Genomic DNA, 17,490 nt, shown 5'->3' with positions numbered 1-17,490 from the left:
GCACGATGATGAAGAGCAAGATCCACCGGGCCACGGTGACGCAGGCCGACCTGCACTACGTCGGGTCGGTCACCGTCGACGAGGACCTCCTCGACGCGGCCGACCTGCTGCCGGGCGAGCTCGTGCACATCGTGGACATCACCAACGGCGCCCGGCTGGAGACGTACACGATCGCCGGCGAGCGTGGCTCGGGGGTGATCGGCATCAACGGCGCCGCCGCCCGGCTGGTGCACCCCGGTGACCTGGTCATTCTCATCGCCTACGGGCAGATGGAGGACGTCGAGGCCAAGGGCTTCGAGCCGCACGTGGTGTTCGTCGACGCGGGCAACAAGGTGGTGACCACCGGCAGCGACCCGGCCGAGGCGCCCGCCGGATCCGGGCTGCTGCGCGGCGACCGACCGGCAGAGCGCTAGCCTGCCCACGTGCCCGACGAGCCAGTCCCCGACGTGCCCGCCCGCGGGATCGATGCTCCCGTACGCCGGGTCCCCGGACGCCTGGTCGCGCCCGACCCCGGCTGGACGACCACGGCCGACGTGGTCGTCATCGGCTCGGGCATCGCCGGGCTGACCGCCGCCCTGCGCCTGCGCGAGCAGGTCGGCAAGGTCCTCGTCGTGACCAAGGACGTGCTCGCCGCCGGCTCCACCCAGTGGGCCCAGGGCGGCATCGCCGCGGCGCTCGGCCCGGGCGACACCCCGGCGGAGCACGAGCTCGACACGCTGGTGGCGGGCGCCGGCGCCTGCGACCGCGCGGCCGTGCACGCCCTGGTCACCGAGGGCCCCGAGGCCGTGCGTGAGCTGATCGCGTTGGGCGCGAACTTCGACCACGACCCCGACGGCGAACTCTCGCTCGGCCGCGAGGGCGGGCACCACCGCGACCGCATCGCCCACGCGGGCGGCGACGCGACCGGCGCCGAGATCCAGCGCGCCCTGATCGCGGCGGTCGAGCAGGCACCCGATATCGAGGTCATCCAGCACGCGCTCGCGGTCGACCTGCTGCTCGCCGAGGACGGCGGCGTCGCCGGGGTCACGCTGCACGTGATGGGGGAGGGGCAGCGCGACGGTGTCGGTGCGGTCCACTGCCGCGCGGTGGTACTGGCCAGCGGCGGGCTCGGCCAGGTGTTCTCCCAGACCACCAACCCGGCGGTGTCCACCGGCGACGGGATGGCCGTCGCCCTGCGTGCCGGGGCGGTGCTGCGCGACCTCGAGTTCGTGCAGTTCCACCCCACGGTGATGTACCTCGGGCCCGACTCGCTGGGCCAGCAGCCTTTGATCTCCGAGGCGGTCCGCGGCGAGGGCGCCTTCCTGGTCGACTTCGAGGGCAACCGGTTCATGCAGGGCGTCCACGAGCTCGCCGACCTCGCCCCGCGCGACGTCGTCGCCAAGGCGATCACCCGCCGGATGAACGAGACCGGCCGGCCGCACATGTGGCTCGACGCCCGCCACCTCGGCGCCGACGAGTGGGAGCGGCGGTTCCCGACGATCCTGGCCACCACCCGCAGCCACGGCGTCGACCCGGTCACCGAGCTCATCCCGGTCGCGCCCGCCTGCCACTACGCCTCCGGCGGCGTCCGCACCGACCTCTGGGGCCGCTCGACCGTCCCGGGGCTCTACGCGACCGGCGAGGCCGCCTGCTCCGGCGTCCACGGCGCCAACCGGCTGGCCTCCAACTCGCTGCTCGAGGGGCTGGTCTTCTCACGCCGGATCGCGCAGGTGCTGCCCGGCGAGCTCCGTCCCTTGCAGCCGCCGGTGACCGACACCCGCACCGCGGGTCTCGTGCCGGGCAGCGTGCGTCGTGAGCTCCAGGATGTGATGACCAGCCGGGTCGGCGTGCTGCGCACCGCCGACGGCCTCGCCGACGCCGCCGGCCTGCTCGACAAGCTCGCCGGCGAGACCGCGGACGCGATCGACCAGGAGTCGTGGGAGACCACCAACCTGCTGACGATCGCGGTGGCGCTCGCCGACGCCGCGGCGCTACGCGAGGAGACCCGCGGCTCCCACTGGCGCGAGGACTTCCCCGAGCGCGACGACGCGGACTTCGCGGGCCACTTCGACGTGCTGATGTCCGACGGCGCGAGCACGCTCGAGTTCGTGCCCGCGCCCCCGACCGACCGGGGCGCGGCGTGAGCACGCCGTACGACGGCGAGCTGCGCGCCGCCGGGCTCGACCCGGACGCGGTGCGGGCCCAGATCGCCGAGGCGCTCGCGGAGGACCTCCCCGCCGGGGACGTCACCTCGATCGCGACGATCGCCCCCGACGCGCTGGGCACCGGGGTCTTCGCCGCCCGCGAGGCCGGCGTCGTCGCCGGACTCGGCGTCGCCGCCCTGGTGTTCCACGAGGTCATGGGCGACACGGTCGCGGTCACCGACCGGGTCCCCGACGGCACGCGCGTCGCCCCCGGGGACGTCGTGATGCGGGTGTCCGGGCCCACGCGCGGGCTCCTGACCGCCGAGCGCATCGCCCTCAACTACGCCAGCCACCTCTCCGGGGTCGCCACCGCCACCGCTCACTGGGTCGACGCCCTGGCCGGCACCCGCGCCCGGGTGCTCGACACCCGCAAGACGCTGCCGACCTTCCGGGCCCTGCAGAAGTACGCCGTGCGCTGCGGTGGCGGCGTCAACCACCGCTTCAGCCTCAGCGACCGGGCCATGGTCAAGGACAACCACGTGGTCGCCGCCGGCGGCGTGGTGCCGGCGTACGACGCCGTCCGCGCGGCCTACCCCGACCTGCGGGTGGAGGTGGAGGTCACCGACCTCGACCAGCTGCGCGACCTGCTCGCGGCCGGGTGCACCGAGATCCTGCTCGACAACATGGACACCGCGACGATGGCCGAGGCGGTCCGGATCACCGAGGGGCGTGCCACGCTCGAGGCGTCCGGCGGGCTGACCCTCGAACGGGCGCGCGAGGTGGCCGAGACCGGGGTCGACTTCATCTCGGTCGGGGCGCTCACCCACTCGGTCAAGGTGTTCGACCTCGGACTCGATCTCCTACCCCGACACGGCGCTCGCTCCGCTCCCGTCGCGCCGGGGACCCCGGGAACCGAGGGCTGAGCCGTGCCGCTGCTCTGTGCCGACATCGGCAACAGCCACACGGTCCTCGGTCTGGTCGCCGACGGCACGGTGCTCGCCGACTGGCGGGTGGCCACCGACGAGCGCAACACCGCCGACGAGTGGGCGGTGCTGCTGCGTGGCCTGCTCGGGGCCGCGCTCGACGAGGTCGACGGGATCGCCGTCTGCGCGACCGTCCCGGCCGTCCTGCACGAGTGGCGCGAGATGCTCACCCGTCACTTCGCCGACGTGGCCCGGGTGGTCGTCGAGCCCGGGGTGCGCACCGGCGTCCCGGTGCTGATGGACAACCCGCGCGAGGTCGGCACCGACCGGATCATCAACGCGCTCGCCGCGGTCCACGAGTACGGCGGACCCGCGATCGTCGTCGACTTCGGCGGCACGGCGACGACCTTCGACGTGGTCAGCGCCCAGGGCCAGTACGTCGGGGGCGCGATCTCGCCCGGGATCGAGCTCTCCCTCGAGGCGCTCGGGCGCCGTGGTGCGCAGCTGCGGAAAGTCGAATTGCTGCGCCCGCGTTCGGTGATTGCGAAGAACACCGTCGAGGCTCTGCAGTCGGGAATGGTTTTCGGTGTGGCCGCCCAGGTCGAGGGAATTGTCGAGCGGATGATCGCCGAGCTCGGCGCCGAATCCGCGGACGTGCACGTGATTGCGACCGGTTATCTCGCGCCGGTCGTGCTCGATGAATGCCACTGCTTCACCCAGCACGCGCCGTGGTTGACACTGCGCGGGCTAGAGCTGGTCTTCCAGCGCAACTCGTGATACCCCCGATTAGGGGTTAGCGGAATTCAATTCGGGCGTGGCATGATGAACAATGCTGTATTCACCCCCGAATTAAAGCGAGTGAGGTCGACAAATGGCCCAGAAGGTCAACATCGTTCTCGTAGACGATCTGGACGGCAGTGAGGCGACCCAGACGGTCTCCTTCGGCCTGGACGGGACGACCTACGAGATCGACCTGAACGACACGAATGCCGCGGCGCTGCGCGACGCGCTGGCCGGCTACATCGGGCACGGCCGCAAGGTCGGCGCCGCCCCGCGCCGCGGACGCCGCTCCGCCGCCGCGGCCACCGGTGGTGCCAGCGCCAAGGAGATCCGCGACTGGGCCCGGGCCAACGGCCACGACGTCCCCGACCGCGGCCGGGTGTCCGCCGAGGTCCGCGAGGCGTACGAGAAGGCCCACTGACGTCGGGGTTCGTTGGTCGAGCTTGTCGAGACCACCGTTCGCTGGTCGAGCTTGTCGAGACCCCGTAGGTAGCAGCAGGGCGGTGACCTTCGTGGTCACCGCCCTGTTCGTCTCACCGGATCTCGACGCGCCCGTCGCGGCTTCGTTCCTCAGCCGCGGGGCTTGTTCGATCTGGTGACGCCCACGCGCCGCGTTCGTGCCTCACGCGTCGCTGCGAGGGAGTTGTTCGCTCTCAGCGGACTGGCTAGGGCCTGAGGTGGGAACGCGTAGGCTGTCAGCGGGGTTAGTTGTCTCGTACCTCCCCTCCACGACGACGGGGGGAGGGCCCCACAAGCTTGTAGGAGCGATGCGCATGTTCGAGCGGTTCACTGACCGAGCCCGCCGGGTGGTCGTGCTGGCCCAGGAAGAGGCCCGCATGCTCTCCCACAACTACATCGGCACGGAGCACATCCTGCTCGGCCTCATCCACGAGGGCGAGGGCGTGGCCGCCAAGGCGCTGGAGAGCCTCGACATCTCGCTCGAGGCGGTGCGTGCCCAGGTCGAGGAGATCATCGGCCAGGGCCAGCAGGCCCCGAGCGGCCACATCCCCTTCACCCCGCGCGCCAAGAAGGTGCTCGAGCTGTCCCTGCGCGAGGCGTTGCAGCTCGGCCACTCCTACATCGGCACCGAGCACATCCTGCTCGGCCTGATCCGCGAGGGCGAGGGCGTCGCCGCCCAGGTGCTGCAGAAGCTCGGCGCCGACCTCAACCGGGTGCGCCAGCAGGTCATCCAGCTGCTCTCGGGCTTCCAGGGCAAGGAGTCGGCCGGCTCGGCCGCGGCCACCGGCGCCTCCGGCGGGGACGCGCCGTCCTCGTCGCTGGTGCTCGACCAGTTCGGCCGCAACCTCACCCAGGACGCCCGCGAGGGCAAGCTCGACCCGGTCATCGGCCGGGAGCAGGAGATCGAGCGGGTCATGCAGATCCTGTCCCGCCGTACGAAGAACAACCCGGTGCTCATCGGAGAGCCCGGCGTCGGCAAGACCACCATCGTCGAGGGTCTCGCCCAGGACATCGTCAAGGGCAACGTGCCCGAGACGCTCAAGGACAAGCAGATCTACACGCTCGACCTCGGGGCCCTGGTCGCCGGGTCGCGCTACCGCGGTGACTTCGAGGAGCGCCTGAAGAAGGTGCTCAAGGAGATCCGCACCCGCGGCGACATCGTGCTGTTCATCGACGAGATCCACACGCTCGTCGGCGCCGGCGCGGCCGAGGGCGCGATCGACGCCGCCAGCATCCTCAAGCCGATGCTGGCCCGCGGCGAGCTGCAGACGATCGGCGCCACCACCCTCGACGAGTACCGCAAGTACCTCGAGAAGGACGCCGCGCTGGAGCGCCGCTTCCAGCCGATCCAGGTCGCGGAGCCCTCGATCGCGCACACGATCGAGATGCTCAAGGGCCTGCGCGACCGCTACGAGGCCCACCACCGGGTGACGATCACCGACGAGGCGCTGGTCTCGGCGGCGACGCTGGCCGACCGCTACATCTCCGACCGGTTCCTGCCCGACAAGGCCATCGACCTGATCGACGAGGCGGGCTCGCGGCTGCGGATCCGTCGGATGACGGCGCCCGCCGACCTGCGCGAGTACGACGACAAGATCGGCGAGGTCCGGCAGCGCAAGGAGGCCGCGATCGACGGCCAGGACTTCGAGGCCGCCGCGCGCCTGCGCGACGAGGAGAAGCAGCTGATCCTCAAGAAGTCCGAGCGCGAGAAGCAGTGGCGCGCGGGCGACATGGACGAGGTGGCCGAGGTCGACGAGGAGCTGATCGCCGAGGTGCTCGCCGTGGCGACCGGCATCCCGATCGTCAAGCTCTCCGAGGAGGAGTCGACCCGGCTGCTCAAGATGGAGGACGAGCTGCACAAGCGCGTCATCGGCCAGGAGGAGGCCGTCAAGGCGCTCAGCCGGGCGATCCGGCGTACCCGTGCCGGCCTCAAGGACCCCAAGCGTCCCGGCGGGTCGTTCATCTTCGCCGGTCCCTCCGGCGTCGGCAAGACGTGGCTGTCCAAGACGCTCGCGGAGTTCCTCTTCGGCGACGAGGACGCGCTGATCCAGCTCGACATGTCGGAGTTCGGCGAGAAGCACACGGTCTCGCGGCTGTTCGGCTCGCCTCCGGGCTACGTCGGCTACGAGGAGGGCGGCCAGCTCACCGAGAAGGTGCGGCGCAAGCCGTTCTCGGTGGTGCTGTTCGACGAGGTCGAGAAGGCCCACCCGGACATCTTCAACAGCCTGCTGCAGATCCTCGAGGAGGGTCGCCTGACCGACTCGCAGGGCCGGGTGGTCGACTTCAAGAACACCGTGATCATCATGACCACCAACCTCGGCACCCGCGACATCGCCAAGGGCATCAACCTCGGCTTCCAGCAGTCCGGCGACGCGGCCGGCTCGTACGACCGGATGAAGGCGAAGGTGTCGGAGGAGCTCAAGCAGCACTTCCGTCCCGAGTTCCTCAACCGTGTCGACGAGATCATCGTGTTCCCGCCGCTGTCGCAGGAGCAGATCGTGGCGATGGTGGACAACATGATCGCCTCGGTCGAGCTGCGGATGCGCGACCGCGACATGCGCATCGAGCTGACCCAGCCCGCCAAGCAGCTGCTCGCCGAGCGCGGCTTCGACCCGGTGCTCGGCGCCCGGCCGCTGCGCCGCACGGTGCAGCGCGAGATCGAGGACGTGCTCGCCGAGAAGATGCTGTACGGCGAGGTCGGCCCGGGCCAGATCGTGCTCGTGGACGTCGAGGGGGAGGGCCCGACGGCCACCTTCACGTTCTCCGGGCAGAAGGTCGGCGAGCTGCCCGACCTGCCGCCGTTCGAGACCGCCGAGGTCGCGACCGGCGAGGCCGTGACCGACGGTCCGGACGACTCCGACAGCGGCGCGGACGTCCCGAAGTCCACCGACTGACCGCCTGAGACGTTGACCCGCCCGAAACTTTCGGGCGGGTCAACGTCATTTCAGGGCAGGGCGTAGGTGTCCGGGCCGGCGTGGACGACCAGCCCGTCCTCGACCAGCGAGGCCAGGCAGCGGACCCGCTGGGCCTCCTCGGTCCAGGTCGCGTCGAGCCGGCTGCGGTGCACGGGGGCGTCGCTGTCGCGGAGCACCGAGAGCAGCCGGCCCCGGCACTGCCGGTCGGTGCCGGCCCAGGTCTGCGCCTTGCGCGGGGGCCCGTCGTACGCCGGATGGCCCGCCGCCCGCCACGCGCAGAGGTCGGCGACCGGGCAGCCGCCGCAGCGCGGGTTGGCGGCCGTGCAGACCAGTGCGCCGAGCTCCATGACCGCGACCGACCAGGTCGACGCCGTCGGCTCGTCGTCCGGCAGCACCTCGAGGGCCACCTCGCGCTCGGCCCGGGTCACCGACGTGCCCGGCAGCTCGACGCCCTGGAGGATCCGCGCGAACACCCGCCGAACGTTGGTGTCGAGCACGACGTGGCGCCGACCGTAGGCGAAGGTCGCGATCGCGGCCGCGGTGTAGTCGCCGATGCCGGGCAGCGCGACCAGGTCGTCGTACGACGCGGGCACGGTGCCGCCGTGCCGCTCGACGATGGCGGTGGCCGCCGCGTGCAGGCGCAGCGCCCGGCGCGGGTAGCCCAGGCGGCCCCAGGCCCGGACCGCCTCGCCGCTGGGCTCGGCCGCGAGGTCGGCAGGCGCCGGCCACCGGGCCAGCCACTGCTCGTGGACCGGCAGCACCCGCGCGACGGGGGTCTGCTGGAGCATGAACTCCGACACCATGACCGACCACGCACCCGCCTCGGGACGCCGCCACGGCAGGTCGCGGGCGTGCTCGTCGTACCACCGCAGCAGGGGTTCGTGGAGATTGCTCATGTCGACGCCATTGTGGCCGGTGTGGCACCGCGATCAGGGGCTCGCCCCTGACTAGCGTGACGTCATGCCCGCCTTGACCCGTGGCCCGTTGCCGGCGCGCGTCTACTGGGTGCGTCGGACGCTGGTGCTGGGGACCGCCGTCCTGCTCGTCGTCGCGATCGCCCGCCTGCTCGGCGGCGGCAGTGACGCCAGCTCGGACCCCGACCGCGCCGCCCCGGTCGCCGCGGGGGCCTCGCCGTCGGAGTCGACCACGGTCGGCGACCTGCCCACCGCGGCCGAGAGCAGCCGCAAGCCGGGCAAGAAGGCGAGCCGGAGCCAGGAGCCCGTGCTCGCCGAGCCCGACGGGCCGTGCGCCAACGAGGACATCGCGGTCACGCCGCTGGTCGAGGACGCCGTCGCCGGCAACGACGTCAAGATCGTGCTGCAGCTGCGCACGGTCACCTCGGACGCCTGCACCTGGCGGGTGTCCACCGACTCCCTCACGGTCAACATCACGTCCGGCAAGGACCGGATCTGGACCAGCCGCGACTGCCCTCGCGCGATCCTGAGCCGCGACGTCATCGTCCGCAGCGCGGAGACCACCGACGTCGACCTGGTCTGGACGCAGGCGAAGCGGTCCGACAGCGACGGCTGCACCAAGCTCACCGGATGGGCCGACCCCGGCTGGTACCACGTCACCGCCGCCGCCCTCGGCGGCGAGCCCTCGGACGTCCAGTTCGAGCTGACCACACCCGTGGCCGGCACGATCACCAAGACCGTGACGCCGAAGAACTCCCCGTCCAGCTCGCCCTCCGGACGCCCGGTCACGCCGAGCCACTCGGCCAGCAAGTCGCCGTCCGGAGCCGTCGAGCCCGACTGAGGCGGCTGTTCACCGTCGAGACACCAGAAGTGGCTGGGTCCCGAGGCGGATCGCAGCCATTTCGGGTGCCTCGACGGCGGACGGTGGGCTAGACGTACCGCTCGAGGATCGTCGACTCGGCGAGGCGGGACAGGCCCTCGCGGACGCTGCGGGCGCGCAGCTCGCCGACACCCTCGACCGCCTGGAGGTCGTCGACCCCGGCGGACAGCAGCTTCTGCAGAGTGCCGAAGTGGTCGACGAGCCGGTCGACGACGGTCGTGGGCAGCCTCGGCACCTTGGCCAGCAGCCGGTAGCCGCGGGGCGCGACCGCGCCGTCGAGGTGCTCGCCGTTGCCGAGGCCGAGCGCCCGGGCGGCGGCCGCGGGGTCGACCAGCTCGGTGGACGAGAGCGACTCGAGCCGGTTGAGGAGCGCCTCGGGGCTCTTGGTGCGCCTGCCGGCCGGGAGGTAGTCGCGGATCACGAGCTCGCGCTCGGTGTCGACGCCGGTGATCAGCTCCTCGAGCTGCAGGGAGAGCAGCCGGCCGTCGGTGCCGAGCTCGAGCACGTAGTCCTCGATCTCGCTGGCGATCCGGGTCACCATCTCCAGCCGCTGGGCGACCACAGCGACGTCGCGGACCGTCACGAGGTCCTCGATCTCCAGCGCCGAGAGCGTGCTCGACACCTCGTCGAGGCGCAGTTTGTAGCGCTCGAGCGTGGCGAGCGCCTGGTTGGCGCGGGACAGGATCTGGCCGGAGTCCTCGAGCACGTGGCGGGTCTCGCCGACGTACGCCGCGATGATCTGCATCGACTGGGACACCGAGATGACCGGGAAGCCGGTCTGGCGGGCCACCCGGTCGGCGGTCCGGTGCCGGGTGCCGGTCTCCTCGGACGGGATCGTGTGGTCGGGCATCAGGTGCACGGCCGCGCGGAGGATCCGGGTGACGTCCTTGTCGACGATGATCGCGCCGTCCATCTTGGCCAGCTCGCGCAACCCGGTGGCGGTGAACGGGACGTCGAGCGTGAAGCCGCCGGTCGCGATCGACTCGACGACCTTGTCGTGGCCCATGACGATCAGTGCGCCGGTGCGGCCGCGGAGGATCCGCTCCAGGCCGTCGCGCAGCGGCGTGCCGGGCGCGATGGTCGCGAGCGTCGCGCGCAGCCGCAGCGTCTCGTCCGAGCGATCCGTGGCCACCTCGGTGGTCCTCCCTGTGTGGGCGGCCCAGTCCGGCCGCTGCGCTGAGTCTAGGGGAGCGTCTCAGAGTCCCTCGACCGAACGCGGCCTGCTGGTCTCGGAGCCGACCAGCTGGAGCAGGCGCAGCGCGCCGTGGACGTCGGACACGTCGAGCACGCGCATGCCGTCGACCGTCCACGACTCCGGCGACCGGGCGGGCGGCCGGCCGGGCTCGGTGGGCACCACCGCGAGCTGGAACCCGAGGCGGGCGGCCTCGGCCAGCCGCAGCGGCAGGTCGCGGACCCGGCGCAGCTCACCCGACAGGCCGATCTCGCCCATCGCGACCACGCCCCGCGGCGCCGCCAGTCCGCGGCTGGCCGAGGTCAGCGCCACCGCGACCGCGAGGTCGCTGGCCGGCTCGACGATCCGGGCGCCACCGACCGTCGAGGCGAACACGTCGCGGGTGTGCAGGTGGACACCGCAGTGCTGCTGCAGCACCGCCATCACCATCGCGACCCGGCTGGAGTCGAGACCCGACGTCGTACGCCGCGGGCGCTCCGCAGAGCTGTGCGTCACAAGCGCCTGCACCTCGGCGAGCAGCGGCCGCCGGCCCTCCATCGACACGGCGACGCAGGTGCCCGGGACCGGGGCGTGGTGGCTCTCGACGAAGAGACCGGTCGGGTCGGTGACCGCGGTGATGCCGTCGGCGCCGAGGTCGAAGCAGCCGACCTCGTCGATCGGGCCGAAGCGGTTCTTCATCGCCCGGACCATCCGGAACCGGGACTCCCGGTCGCCCTCGAAGTGCAGCACGACGTCGACGACGTGCTCGAGCACCCGTGGTCCGGCGATCGTCCCGTCCTTGGTCACGTGGCCGACGATCACCGTGGTGATGTTGCGGGTCTTGGCGACCCGGATCAGCGCCGCGGCGACCTCCTTGACCTGGGTGACGCCCCCGGGGACCCCGTCGACCCCGGACGCCCCGATGGTCTGGATCGAGTCGACGACAAGCAGCGTGGGCCGGACCTGCTCGATGTGGGTGAGGACGGCGCCCAGGTCGGTCTCGGCGGCGAGGTAGAGCTCGTCGTGGACGCCGCCGGTGCGGTCGGCGCGCAGCCGCACCTGGGAGGCGGACTCCTCGCCGGTGACGTAGAGGGTGCGGCGCTGGTAGCGGGCGGTCTGGGCGGCGACCTCGAGCAGGAGCGTGCTCTTGCCGACCCCCGGCTCGCCGGCGAGCAGGATCGCGGCGCCCGGCACCAGGCCGCCGCCCAGCACCCGGTCGAGCTCGGGGACGCCGCTGCTGCGGAACCGGGAGTCCTCCACCGAGACCTGGCCGATCGGCACGGCCGGGCGGGTCACCGGGCTCGCCGTCGTGCGGCCCGCCGGAGCGGTGGCCGCCTCGGCGACCGACCCCCAGGCCTGGCACTCGCCGCACCGGCCGACCCACTTGGCGGTCTCCCAGCCGCACTCGGAGCAACGGAACGCGGGGTGGGAGGACTTCGCCATGGGGATGAACCTAGGCGGCCGCGCCGACACCCCGTCGTACGGCGCGCAGCAGCGGTCCGGCACGGATCGCGGCGTCCGGTCGGTTCGGACGCCGGACGTCGTTATGCTGACCTTGGAACGATCAAGGCGATCCCCGTCAGTCGAGGAGGTGGGATTGTCCAGGACACCGGCCGGAACGGGGCGTGCGGCCCGGGTCCCGACGACCCCGCCGACCCTCGCCGACGTCGCCGAGCGTGCCGGCGTCTCGCGGCAGACGGTCTCCAACGCGGTCAACAACCCCGACCTCCTGCGCGCGGACACCCTCGCCCGGGTGCTCCAGGCGATCGACGACCTGGGGTACTCCCCCAACCGCGCCGCCCGCAACCTGCGCACCCGGTCCTCGCACCTGATCGGGATGCGGATCGGCCCGGCCCAGGAGGGCACCGCCAACGCGACCATGGACCGGTTCGTGCACTCCCTCGTCGAGACCTCCCGCGACGCCGGCTACCACGTGCTGCTGTTCGCCGGTGACCCCGAGGACCCGGTGACCGGGTACGACGACCTGCTCCGCTCGACCGCGGTCGACGCGTTCGTGGTCACCGACACCTACCTCGGCAACCCCCAGGCCGCCTGGCTCGAGGAGCGCCGCGCACCGTTCGTGGCGTTCGGGCGCCCGTGGGACAACCCGGCCGCCGAGCACCCCTGGGTCGACGTCGACGGGGCGTCCGGGACCGACCTGGCGACGTCGTACCTCCTCGACAAGGGGCACCAGCGGATCGCCTGGATCGGGTGGCGCAAGGACTCCTTCATCGGCGAGGACCGTCGCTCCGGCTGGAGCCGCGCCCTGCACGCGCGCGGCCTGCCGACCACCGGCCTGGCCTCGCGGGTCGAGGACACGGTGGGCAGTGGCAGCGAGGCCAGCGCGGTGCTGCTCGACGAGGCCCGCCCGACCGCGTTCGTCTGCGCCTCCGACACCCTCGCCATGGGGGTGCTGCGCACCCTCGCCGACCGCGGCCTGGTCCCCGGCCATGACGTCGCGGTGATCGGCTTCGACGACTCCCAGGTCGCCCAGGTGGTCTCACCGGGGCTGACGTCGGTCCGCCAGCCGCTCGAGGACGCGGCCGTCGAGATCGTCAAGGCGCTCGAGGGTCTGCTCGCCCACCCGCCCACGGTCGGGCCGGGCGTGATGCTGACCCCCACGCTCGCCCTGCGTGGGACGAGCTAGGCGGGCGGACGGGCTGCCGGCAGTCTCCCTGGACCCGCCCGGCGAAAGCGTCCCGGCCGCCTAGAACCGCCGCCACCACAGGTTGACCGCGTAGTCGACCTCGGTGCCGGCGTGCTCGGCCAGCACCTCGTCGGCGACGGCGGGGGTGAACTCGATGCCGACGACGGCCTCCAGGTCGGCGCGGGAGGAGAACGACCAGCGCAGGTCGACCGGCACCCGGGTCCAGCCGCGCGTGGACCAGAACCGCTCGACCGCGGCCGGGTCGACCTCGGGGTAGCCCCGCCGGAACCACGCCCCGAACGTCGACCGGGTCGGGTCGTTGTCGATCACGTACGCCGTACCGCCACGGCGCACGACCCGGTCGAGCTCGGCGAGCCCGGGCTCGCAGCCGGGGCCGAAGAAGTACGCCCACCGGGCGTGGACGACGTCGACCGAGACGTCCGGCAGCGGCAGCGACTGGGCCGCGCCCTGGTGCACGGTCACGTTCGGCAGCCGGCGGGCGCGACGGCGGGCCAGGGCGACCAGGTCGGCGTGCGGCTCGACGCCGACCACCGAGGCGGCGGTCTCCGCGAACCACGGCAGGTGGAAGCCGGTGCCGCAGCCGACGTCGAGCACGGTGCGTCCGGCCCAGTCGTCGACGGCGAGCATCGCCGCGCCCAGCGCGCCGTCGGGGTCGACTGCCCGGTTCTCGATCTCGTACGTCGCCGGGTGGTGCCAGATGTTGGGGCTCGGCCGAGCCCCGGGCGTGACGTCCGCGGCCACCGTCAGAGTCTGACGAGCCCGCTCGGGGTCTGGAACTGGGCGGCGACGATGCCGGGCGTCCCGTTGGGCGCGGCCCAGTCGACCTTGACGTCCTCGAGCGGTGCCTCGACGGTCTCGCCCAGCCACTCGCTAACCCGGTGCGGGTCGCCGGCGATCTCCAGACAGGCCAGGGAGAACGACGGGTCGGCTTCGGCGCTCGGGTGCAGCTCGGCCGGGGTGTCCCACTGGATGAAGAACGGCAGCTGCGGGTCGGCGATCAGGCCGTGGACGCCGATCTGCTTCCAGCGCAGCTCGGTGCCGTCGGGCCGGTGCCGGCTGCCGATCACGGCCTCGCGGCCGAGCCGCTGCTCGACGACGGTGATGTCGTCGACCGCGACGACCCAGCCGAGCCAGCCGCCGCCGAGCGCGGAGCGGGCGCGGACGGCCTGGCCGAACGGGGCCTTGTCGGAGGCGGGGTGGTCGAGGACCTCGACGATCTCGAGGTAGGTGTTGCCGGCGAGCGGCAGGATCATGTTGCGGGTCCCGAAACGGGGGTGCACACCACCGTCGACGAAGTCCTTGCCGAGCAGACCCCCGATGCGCTGGGCAGTGCTGGCGAGGCCATCAGGTCCGGCTGCGAAAGAGAGATGGTCCAGGCGCATACAGAGATTCTCGGCGTCCTCTCAGGAACCTCGCACGCCGGGGTCGGAGTCTCTTGACGTCGAGATGTCTAGCGCAGTGGTCAGTGCGGTGGTCAGCGCAGTGGTCAGTGCGGGTCGGCCGGGTGCAGCGCGAGCGCGGAGCGGGAGCGCACGTGCGCCTCGCAGTGGCGGACCAGCTCGTCGTATGCCGGCTTGCCCATCAGTGCGGTCAGCTCGGCCTCGTTCGAGACGTAGACGGGGTCGACGGCGACGTGCGCCTCGGTGTTGCCCGAGCAGTACCAGTCGAGGTCGTGGCCGCCCGCACCCCAGCCCCGGCGGTCGTACTCGCCGATCGAGACCTCCGTGTAGGTGGAGCCGTCCTGGCGCGTGACCTCGCGGAACGTACGGCGGATCGGCAGCTGCCAGCACACGTCGGGCTTGGTCTCGAGCGGGTTCTTGCCGAGCACGAACGCCAGGGCGTGCAGGGCGCAGCCGGCGCCGTTCTTGAAGTCCGGGCGGTTGTGGAACACGCACGCCTGCTGGCCGTCGACGGTGATCGTGCGGGTCTTGCGCTCGCCGTCGTCGTCGAGCTCGATCCAGTCCTGCTTGCGCACCTTGCCCTTGTTGCCGCCCGGCTTGTGCTGCCACAGCTCCTCGTCGAGCATCTCGACGTACGCCGCAACCCGCTTCTCGTCGTCCTTGTCCGCGAAGTGCGCGCCGAGCGTGCAGCAGCCGACGTCGGGGGCGTCGGCGTAGATGCCCGGGCAGCCCTGGCCGAAGATGCAGGTGTAGCTCGAGGTCAGCCAGGTGAGGTCGCAGCGCATCACCTCGGTCTGGTCGGCCGGGTTGACGAACTCCACGAACGCACGGGGGAAGACCAGGTCGACTTCGGGCACCCGTCAACCCTACGTGGCCGATGTGTCGGCCCTAGTACGTTGGACCCATGCGCTTGGGCGTCCTCGACATCGGGTCCAACACCGGGCACCTGCTCGTGGTCGACGCCCACGGCGGCGCGGCGCCGCTCCCGGCGTTCTCCTATAAGGAGCCGCTGCGGCTCGCCGAGCACCTCGATGCGGACGGTGCCGTCGCGCAGCAGGGCATCGACGCGCTCACCGCCTTCACCGCCCAGGCGCTCGTCGTCGCGGAGGACAAAGGCTGCGAGGACATGCTCGCGTTCGCCACCTCCGCCGTGCGCGACGCCGTCAACTCCGACGCGGTGCTCGACCACGTGCACGCGGCCACCGGCCTGCGGATCGCGGTCCTGTCGGGGGAGGACGAGGCGCGGCTGACGTTCCTCGCCGTACGCCGCTGGTTCGGCTGGTCGGCCGGGCGGCTCGCGGTCTTCGACATCGGCGGCGGGTCGCTGGAGATCGCCGGCGGCGCCGACGAGGCACCCGACGTCGCGTGGTCGCTCCCGCTCGGAGCCGGGCGCCTGGCCCGACAGTTCTTCGGCGGCGGGGCCCCCGACGACGAGGCGATCCGCCTGCTGCGCAAGCAGATCCGCGCCGAGATCGCACGCAACGCCGGCCAGCTGCTGCGCGCCGGCACCCCCGACCACGCCGCGGCGACCTCCAAGACCTTCCGGTCGCTGGCCCGGATCTGCGGCGCCGCGCCGTCCGCCGACGGGCCGCTCGTGCCGCGCGCCCTCGGCCGCGACGCGCTGCGCCAGTGGATCCCCAAGCTCGTCGCGATGAGCTCCGACGACCTGGCCCACCTGCCCGGCGTCTCGCCGAGCCGCACCCACCAGATCGTGCCGGGCGCGCTGGTCGCGGAGGCGGCGATGGACATCTTCGGGCTCGAGGAGCTGGAGATCTGCCCGTGGGCACTGCGCGAGGGCGTGATCCTCGAGCGGCTCGACCAGATCAGCGTGCTGGGGTAGCCATGGCTCCGCGCATCGGACTCTCCACGGTCTCGGTCTACCCCGAGTCCTCGGCGCACGCCTTCGCGTACGCCGCGTCGCTGGGCTACGACACCGTCGAGGTGATGGTCGGCATCGACGCCCTCAGCCAGCAGTCCTCCGCGATCCAGCAGCTCTCCCGTCACCACGGCGTCCCGGTGTCCGCGGTGCACGCGCCCTGCCTGCTGTTCACCCAACGGGTGTGGGGCACCGAGCCCTGGGGCAAGCTCGAGCGCTCCGCGGAGATGGCTGCGGCCCTGGGCGCCGAGGTGGTCGTGGTGCACCCGCCGTTCCGCTGGCAGAAGACCTACGCCCGCGACTTCGTCGACGGCATCGCCGCGCTCGAGGAGTCCAGCGGCATCGCGTTCGCGGTGGAGAACATGTACCCCTGGCGGGCCTCGTCGAGCCGCGGCATGGAGATGTACCTGCCCGGCTGGGACCCCTCGGACGAGCCGTACGCCAACACGACCATCGACCTCTCCCACGCCGCGATCGCGCGCTCGGACCCGGTCGCGATGGCCGAGCGCCTGGGCGACCGGCTGCGGCACATCCACCTCACCGACGGCACCGGGTCGGCCAAGGACGAGCACCTCGTGCCCGGTCGCGGGTCGATCGGCGCCGAGGAGTTCCTCCGGCACCTGGCCCGGGTCGGGTTCGCCGGCGAGATCGTCGTGGAGATCAACACCCGCAAGTGCCGCGACACCGCCGAGCGCGAGACCGACCTGCGCGAGTCGCTGGAGTTCGCGCGCGAGCACTCGGCGGTGGGCGCGCCGTGACCGAGACGGCTCCGCGCCGGGGCCGGCGTCCCGGGGCCCCGGACACCCGTGCGGCGATCCTCGCCGCCGCCCGTGGGCTGTTCGCCGCGCAGGGGTACGCCGGCACATCGGTGCGCTCGGTCGCCGCCGCGGCCGGGGTGGATGCCTCGCTCGTGCACCACTACTTCGGCACCAAGGACGAGCTGTTCATCGCCGCCCTCGAGCTGCCGGTGGACCCGCGGTCACGGCTGGCGGGCGTCATCGCGCAGGGCCCCGACGGCGCGGGCGAGCGGATGCTGCGGGTGTTCCTCTCGGTGTGGGACGACCCCGAGCTCAAGCTCCCGCTGCTCGGCCTGGCCCGCAACATGCTCGACCCCTCCGGCCAGCGGCTGCTGAGCGACGGCTTCCTCCCGGCGATCCTGCAGCCGATCGGGGTGGCGTTGGGCGTGGACCGGCCGGAGACGCGGATGCCGCTGGTCGCCAGCCAGATCATCGGGCTGATCATGCTGCGCTACCTGCTCGAGGTCGAGCCGCTCGCGTCGATGCCCGCCGACGACGTCGTGACGATCTACGCCCCCACCGTCCAGCGGTACCTGACCGTCCCGCTGCCCTGACCGCTGGCGCGTCCGGCCGGAGGATCCCCG

The 17,490-nt window shown here is 72.4% G+C and carries 17 protein-coding genes; 11 read left to right on the top strand and 6 right to left on the bottom strand.

Features of this window, described 5'->3' with window-relative positions:
* Window positions 1-5: 5 nt before the first annotated feature.
* The 6 genes from panD (at window position 6) to QQZ14_RS01825 (ending at window position 7,179) form a co-directional block, all read left to right on the top strand.
* Complete coding sequence (panD, locus tag QQZ14_RS01850; protein ID WP_446740463.1) at window positions 6-413, top strand: aspartate 1-decarboxylase; 408 nt, start codon at window positions 6-8, stop codon at window positions 411-413.
* Window positions 414-422: 9 nt separating this feature from the next.
* Window positions 423-2,123, top strand: a complete 1,701-nt coding sequence (locus tag QQZ14_RS01845; protein ID WP_284532460.1) for an L-aspartate oxidase — start codon at window positions 423-425, stop codon at window positions 2,121-2,123.
* On the top strand, window positions 2,120-3,046 hold the full coding sequence (nadC, locus tag QQZ14_RS01840; protein WP_284532459.1) for a carboxylating nicotinate-nucleotide diphosphorylase: 927 nt from the start codon (window positions 2,120-2,122) through the stop codon (window positions 3,044-3,046). The genes QQZ14_RS01845 and nadC overlap by 4 nt, the downstream gene beginning before the upstream one ends.
* 3 nt (window positions 3,047-3,049) lie before the next feature.
* Window positions 3,050-3,823, top strand: coding sequence for a type III pantothenate kinase (locus tag QQZ14_RS01835; RefSeq protein WP_284532458.1), 774 nt, complete (start codon window positions 3,050-3,052; stop codon window positions 3,821-3,823).
* A gap of 94 nt (window positions 3,824-3,917) precedes the next feature.
* Window positions 3,918-4,247 carry a histone-like nucleoid-structuring protein Lsr2 gene (locus tag QQZ14_RS01830; RefSeq protein ID WP_284532457.1) on the top strand — a complete coding sequence of 110 codons (330 nt, stop codon included), beginning with the start codon at window positions 3,918-3,920 and terminating at the stop codon, window positions 4,245-4,247.
* Between the two features lie 352 nt (window positions 4,248-4,599).
* Window positions 4,600-7,179, top strand: a complete 2,580-nt coding sequence (locus tag QQZ14_RS01825) for an ATP-dependent Clp protease ATP-binding subunit (RefSeq protein WP_284532456.1) — start codon at window positions 4,600-4,602, stop codon at window positions 7,177-7,179.
* Between the two features lie 50 nt (window positions 7,180-7,229).
* Here the strand turns inward: QQZ14_RS01825 and QQZ14_RS01820 are convergent, their stop codons facing one another.
* Entirely contained in the window at window positions 7,230-8,096 is an 867-nt protein-coding gene (locus QQZ14_RS01820) for an A/G-specific adenine glycosylase (protein ID WP_284532455.1), read from the bottom strand.
* Window positions 8,097-8,160: 64 nt separating this feature from the next.
* Between QQZ14_RS01820 and QQZ14_RS01815 the strand changes: the two genes are divergently transcribed.
* Entirely contained in the window at window positions 8,161-8,955 is a 795-nt protein-coding gene (locus QQZ14_RS01815; RefSeq protein WP_284532454.1) for a hypothetical protein, read from the top strand.
* An 88-nt stretch (window positions 8,956-9,043) separates the two neighbouring features.
* Here QQZ14_RS01815 and disA read toward each other — a convergent pair whose 3' ends face one another.
* On the bottom strand, window positions 9,044-10,126 hold the full coding sequence (disA, locus tag QQZ14_RS01810; protein ID WP_284532453.1) for a DNA integrity scanning diadenylate cyclase DisA: 1,083 nt from the start codon (window positions 10,124-10,126) through the stop codon (window positions 9,044-9,046).
* A gap of 63 nt (window positions 10,127-10,189) precedes the next feature.
* Entirely contained in the window at window positions 10,190-11,608 is a 1,419-nt protein-coding gene (radA, locus tag QQZ14_RS01805; RefSeq protein ID WP_284532452.1) for a DNA repair protein RadA, read from the bottom strand.
* A gap of 154 nt (window positions 11,609-11,762) precedes the next feature.
* Here radA and QQZ14_RS01800 point away from each other — a divergent pair, with 154 nt between their 5' ends.
* A complete protein-coding gene (locus tag QQZ14_RS01800) occupies window positions 11,763-12,812 on the top strand; it encodes a LacI family DNA-binding transcriptional regulator (protein ID WP_284532451.1) in 1,050 nt (349 codons plus the stop codon).
* A 60-nt stretch (window positions 12,813-12,872) separates the two neighbouring features.
* Here the strand turns inward: QQZ14_RS01800 and QQZ14_RS01795 are convergent, their stop codons facing one another.
* The 3 genes from QQZ14_RS01795 to QQZ14_RS01785 all read right to left on the bottom strand — a co-directional run bounded on the left by QQZ14_RS01795 (window position 12,873) and on the right by QQZ14_RS01785 (window position 15,090).
* Entirely contained in the window at window positions 12,873-13,574 is a 702-nt protein-coding gene (locus QQZ14_RS01795; protein WP_284532450.1) for a class I SAM-dependent methyltransferase, read from the bottom strand.
* Between the two features lie 2 nt (window positions 13,575-13,576).
* Window positions 13,577-14,215: a VOC family protein gene (locus tag QQZ14_RS01790; RefSeq protein WP_284532449.1), complete on the bottom strand. Its 639-nt coding sequence runs from the start codon at window positions 14,213-14,215 to the stop codon at window positions 13,577-13,579.
* Window positions 14,216-14,319: 104 nt separating this feature from the next.
* Window positions 14,320-15,090 (bottom strand): hypothetical protein, encoded by a 771-nt coding sequence (locus QQZ14_RS01785; RefSeq protein WP_284532448.1) that lies wholly within the window; start codon window positions 15,088-15,090, stop codon window positions 14,320-14,322.
* Between the two features lie 47 nt (window positions 15,091-15,137).
* On the opposite strand from QQZ14_RS01785, the gene QQZ14_RS01780 reads away from it, so the two are divergent.
* From QQZ14_RS01780 to QQZ14_RS01770, 3 genes are read left to right on the top strand one after another with little or no spacing between them, the layout of a single operon-like run.
* Window positions 15,138-16,073 carry a Ppx/GppA phosphatase family protein gene (locus QQZ14_RS01780; RefSeq protein WP_284532447.1) on the top strand — a complete coding sequence of 312 codons (936 nt, stop codon included), beginning with the start codon at window positions 15,138-15,140 and terminating at the stop codon, window positions 16,071-16,073.
* 2 nt (window positions 16,074-16,075) lie between these two features.
* Window positions 16,076-16,867 carry a sugar phosphate isomerase/epimerase family protein gene (locus tag QQZ14_RS01775; protein ID WP_284532445.1) on the top strand — a complete coding sequence of 264 codons (792 nt, stop codon included), beginning with the start codon at window positions 16,076-16,078 and terminating at the stop codon, window positions 16,865-16,867.
* A complete protein-coding gene (locus QQZ14_RS01770) occupies window positions 16,864-17,460 on the top strand; it encodes a TetR/AcrR family transcriptional regulator (protein ID WP_284532444.1) in 597 nt (198 codons plus the stop codon). Before QQZ14_RS01775 ends, QQZ14_RS01770 begins: the two co-directional genes overlap by 4 nt.
* The last annotated feature ends 30 nt before the right edge of the window (window positions 17,461-17,490 follow it).

Origin of the sequence: Nocardioides sp. T2.26MG-1 (genome assembly GCF_950101795.1) — a bacterium.
Classification (GTDB): Bacteria; Actinomycetota; Actinomycetes; order Propionibacteriales; family Nocardioidaceae; genus Nocardioides.
This window is presented reverse-complemented; position numbering and strand designations above follow the sequence as displayed.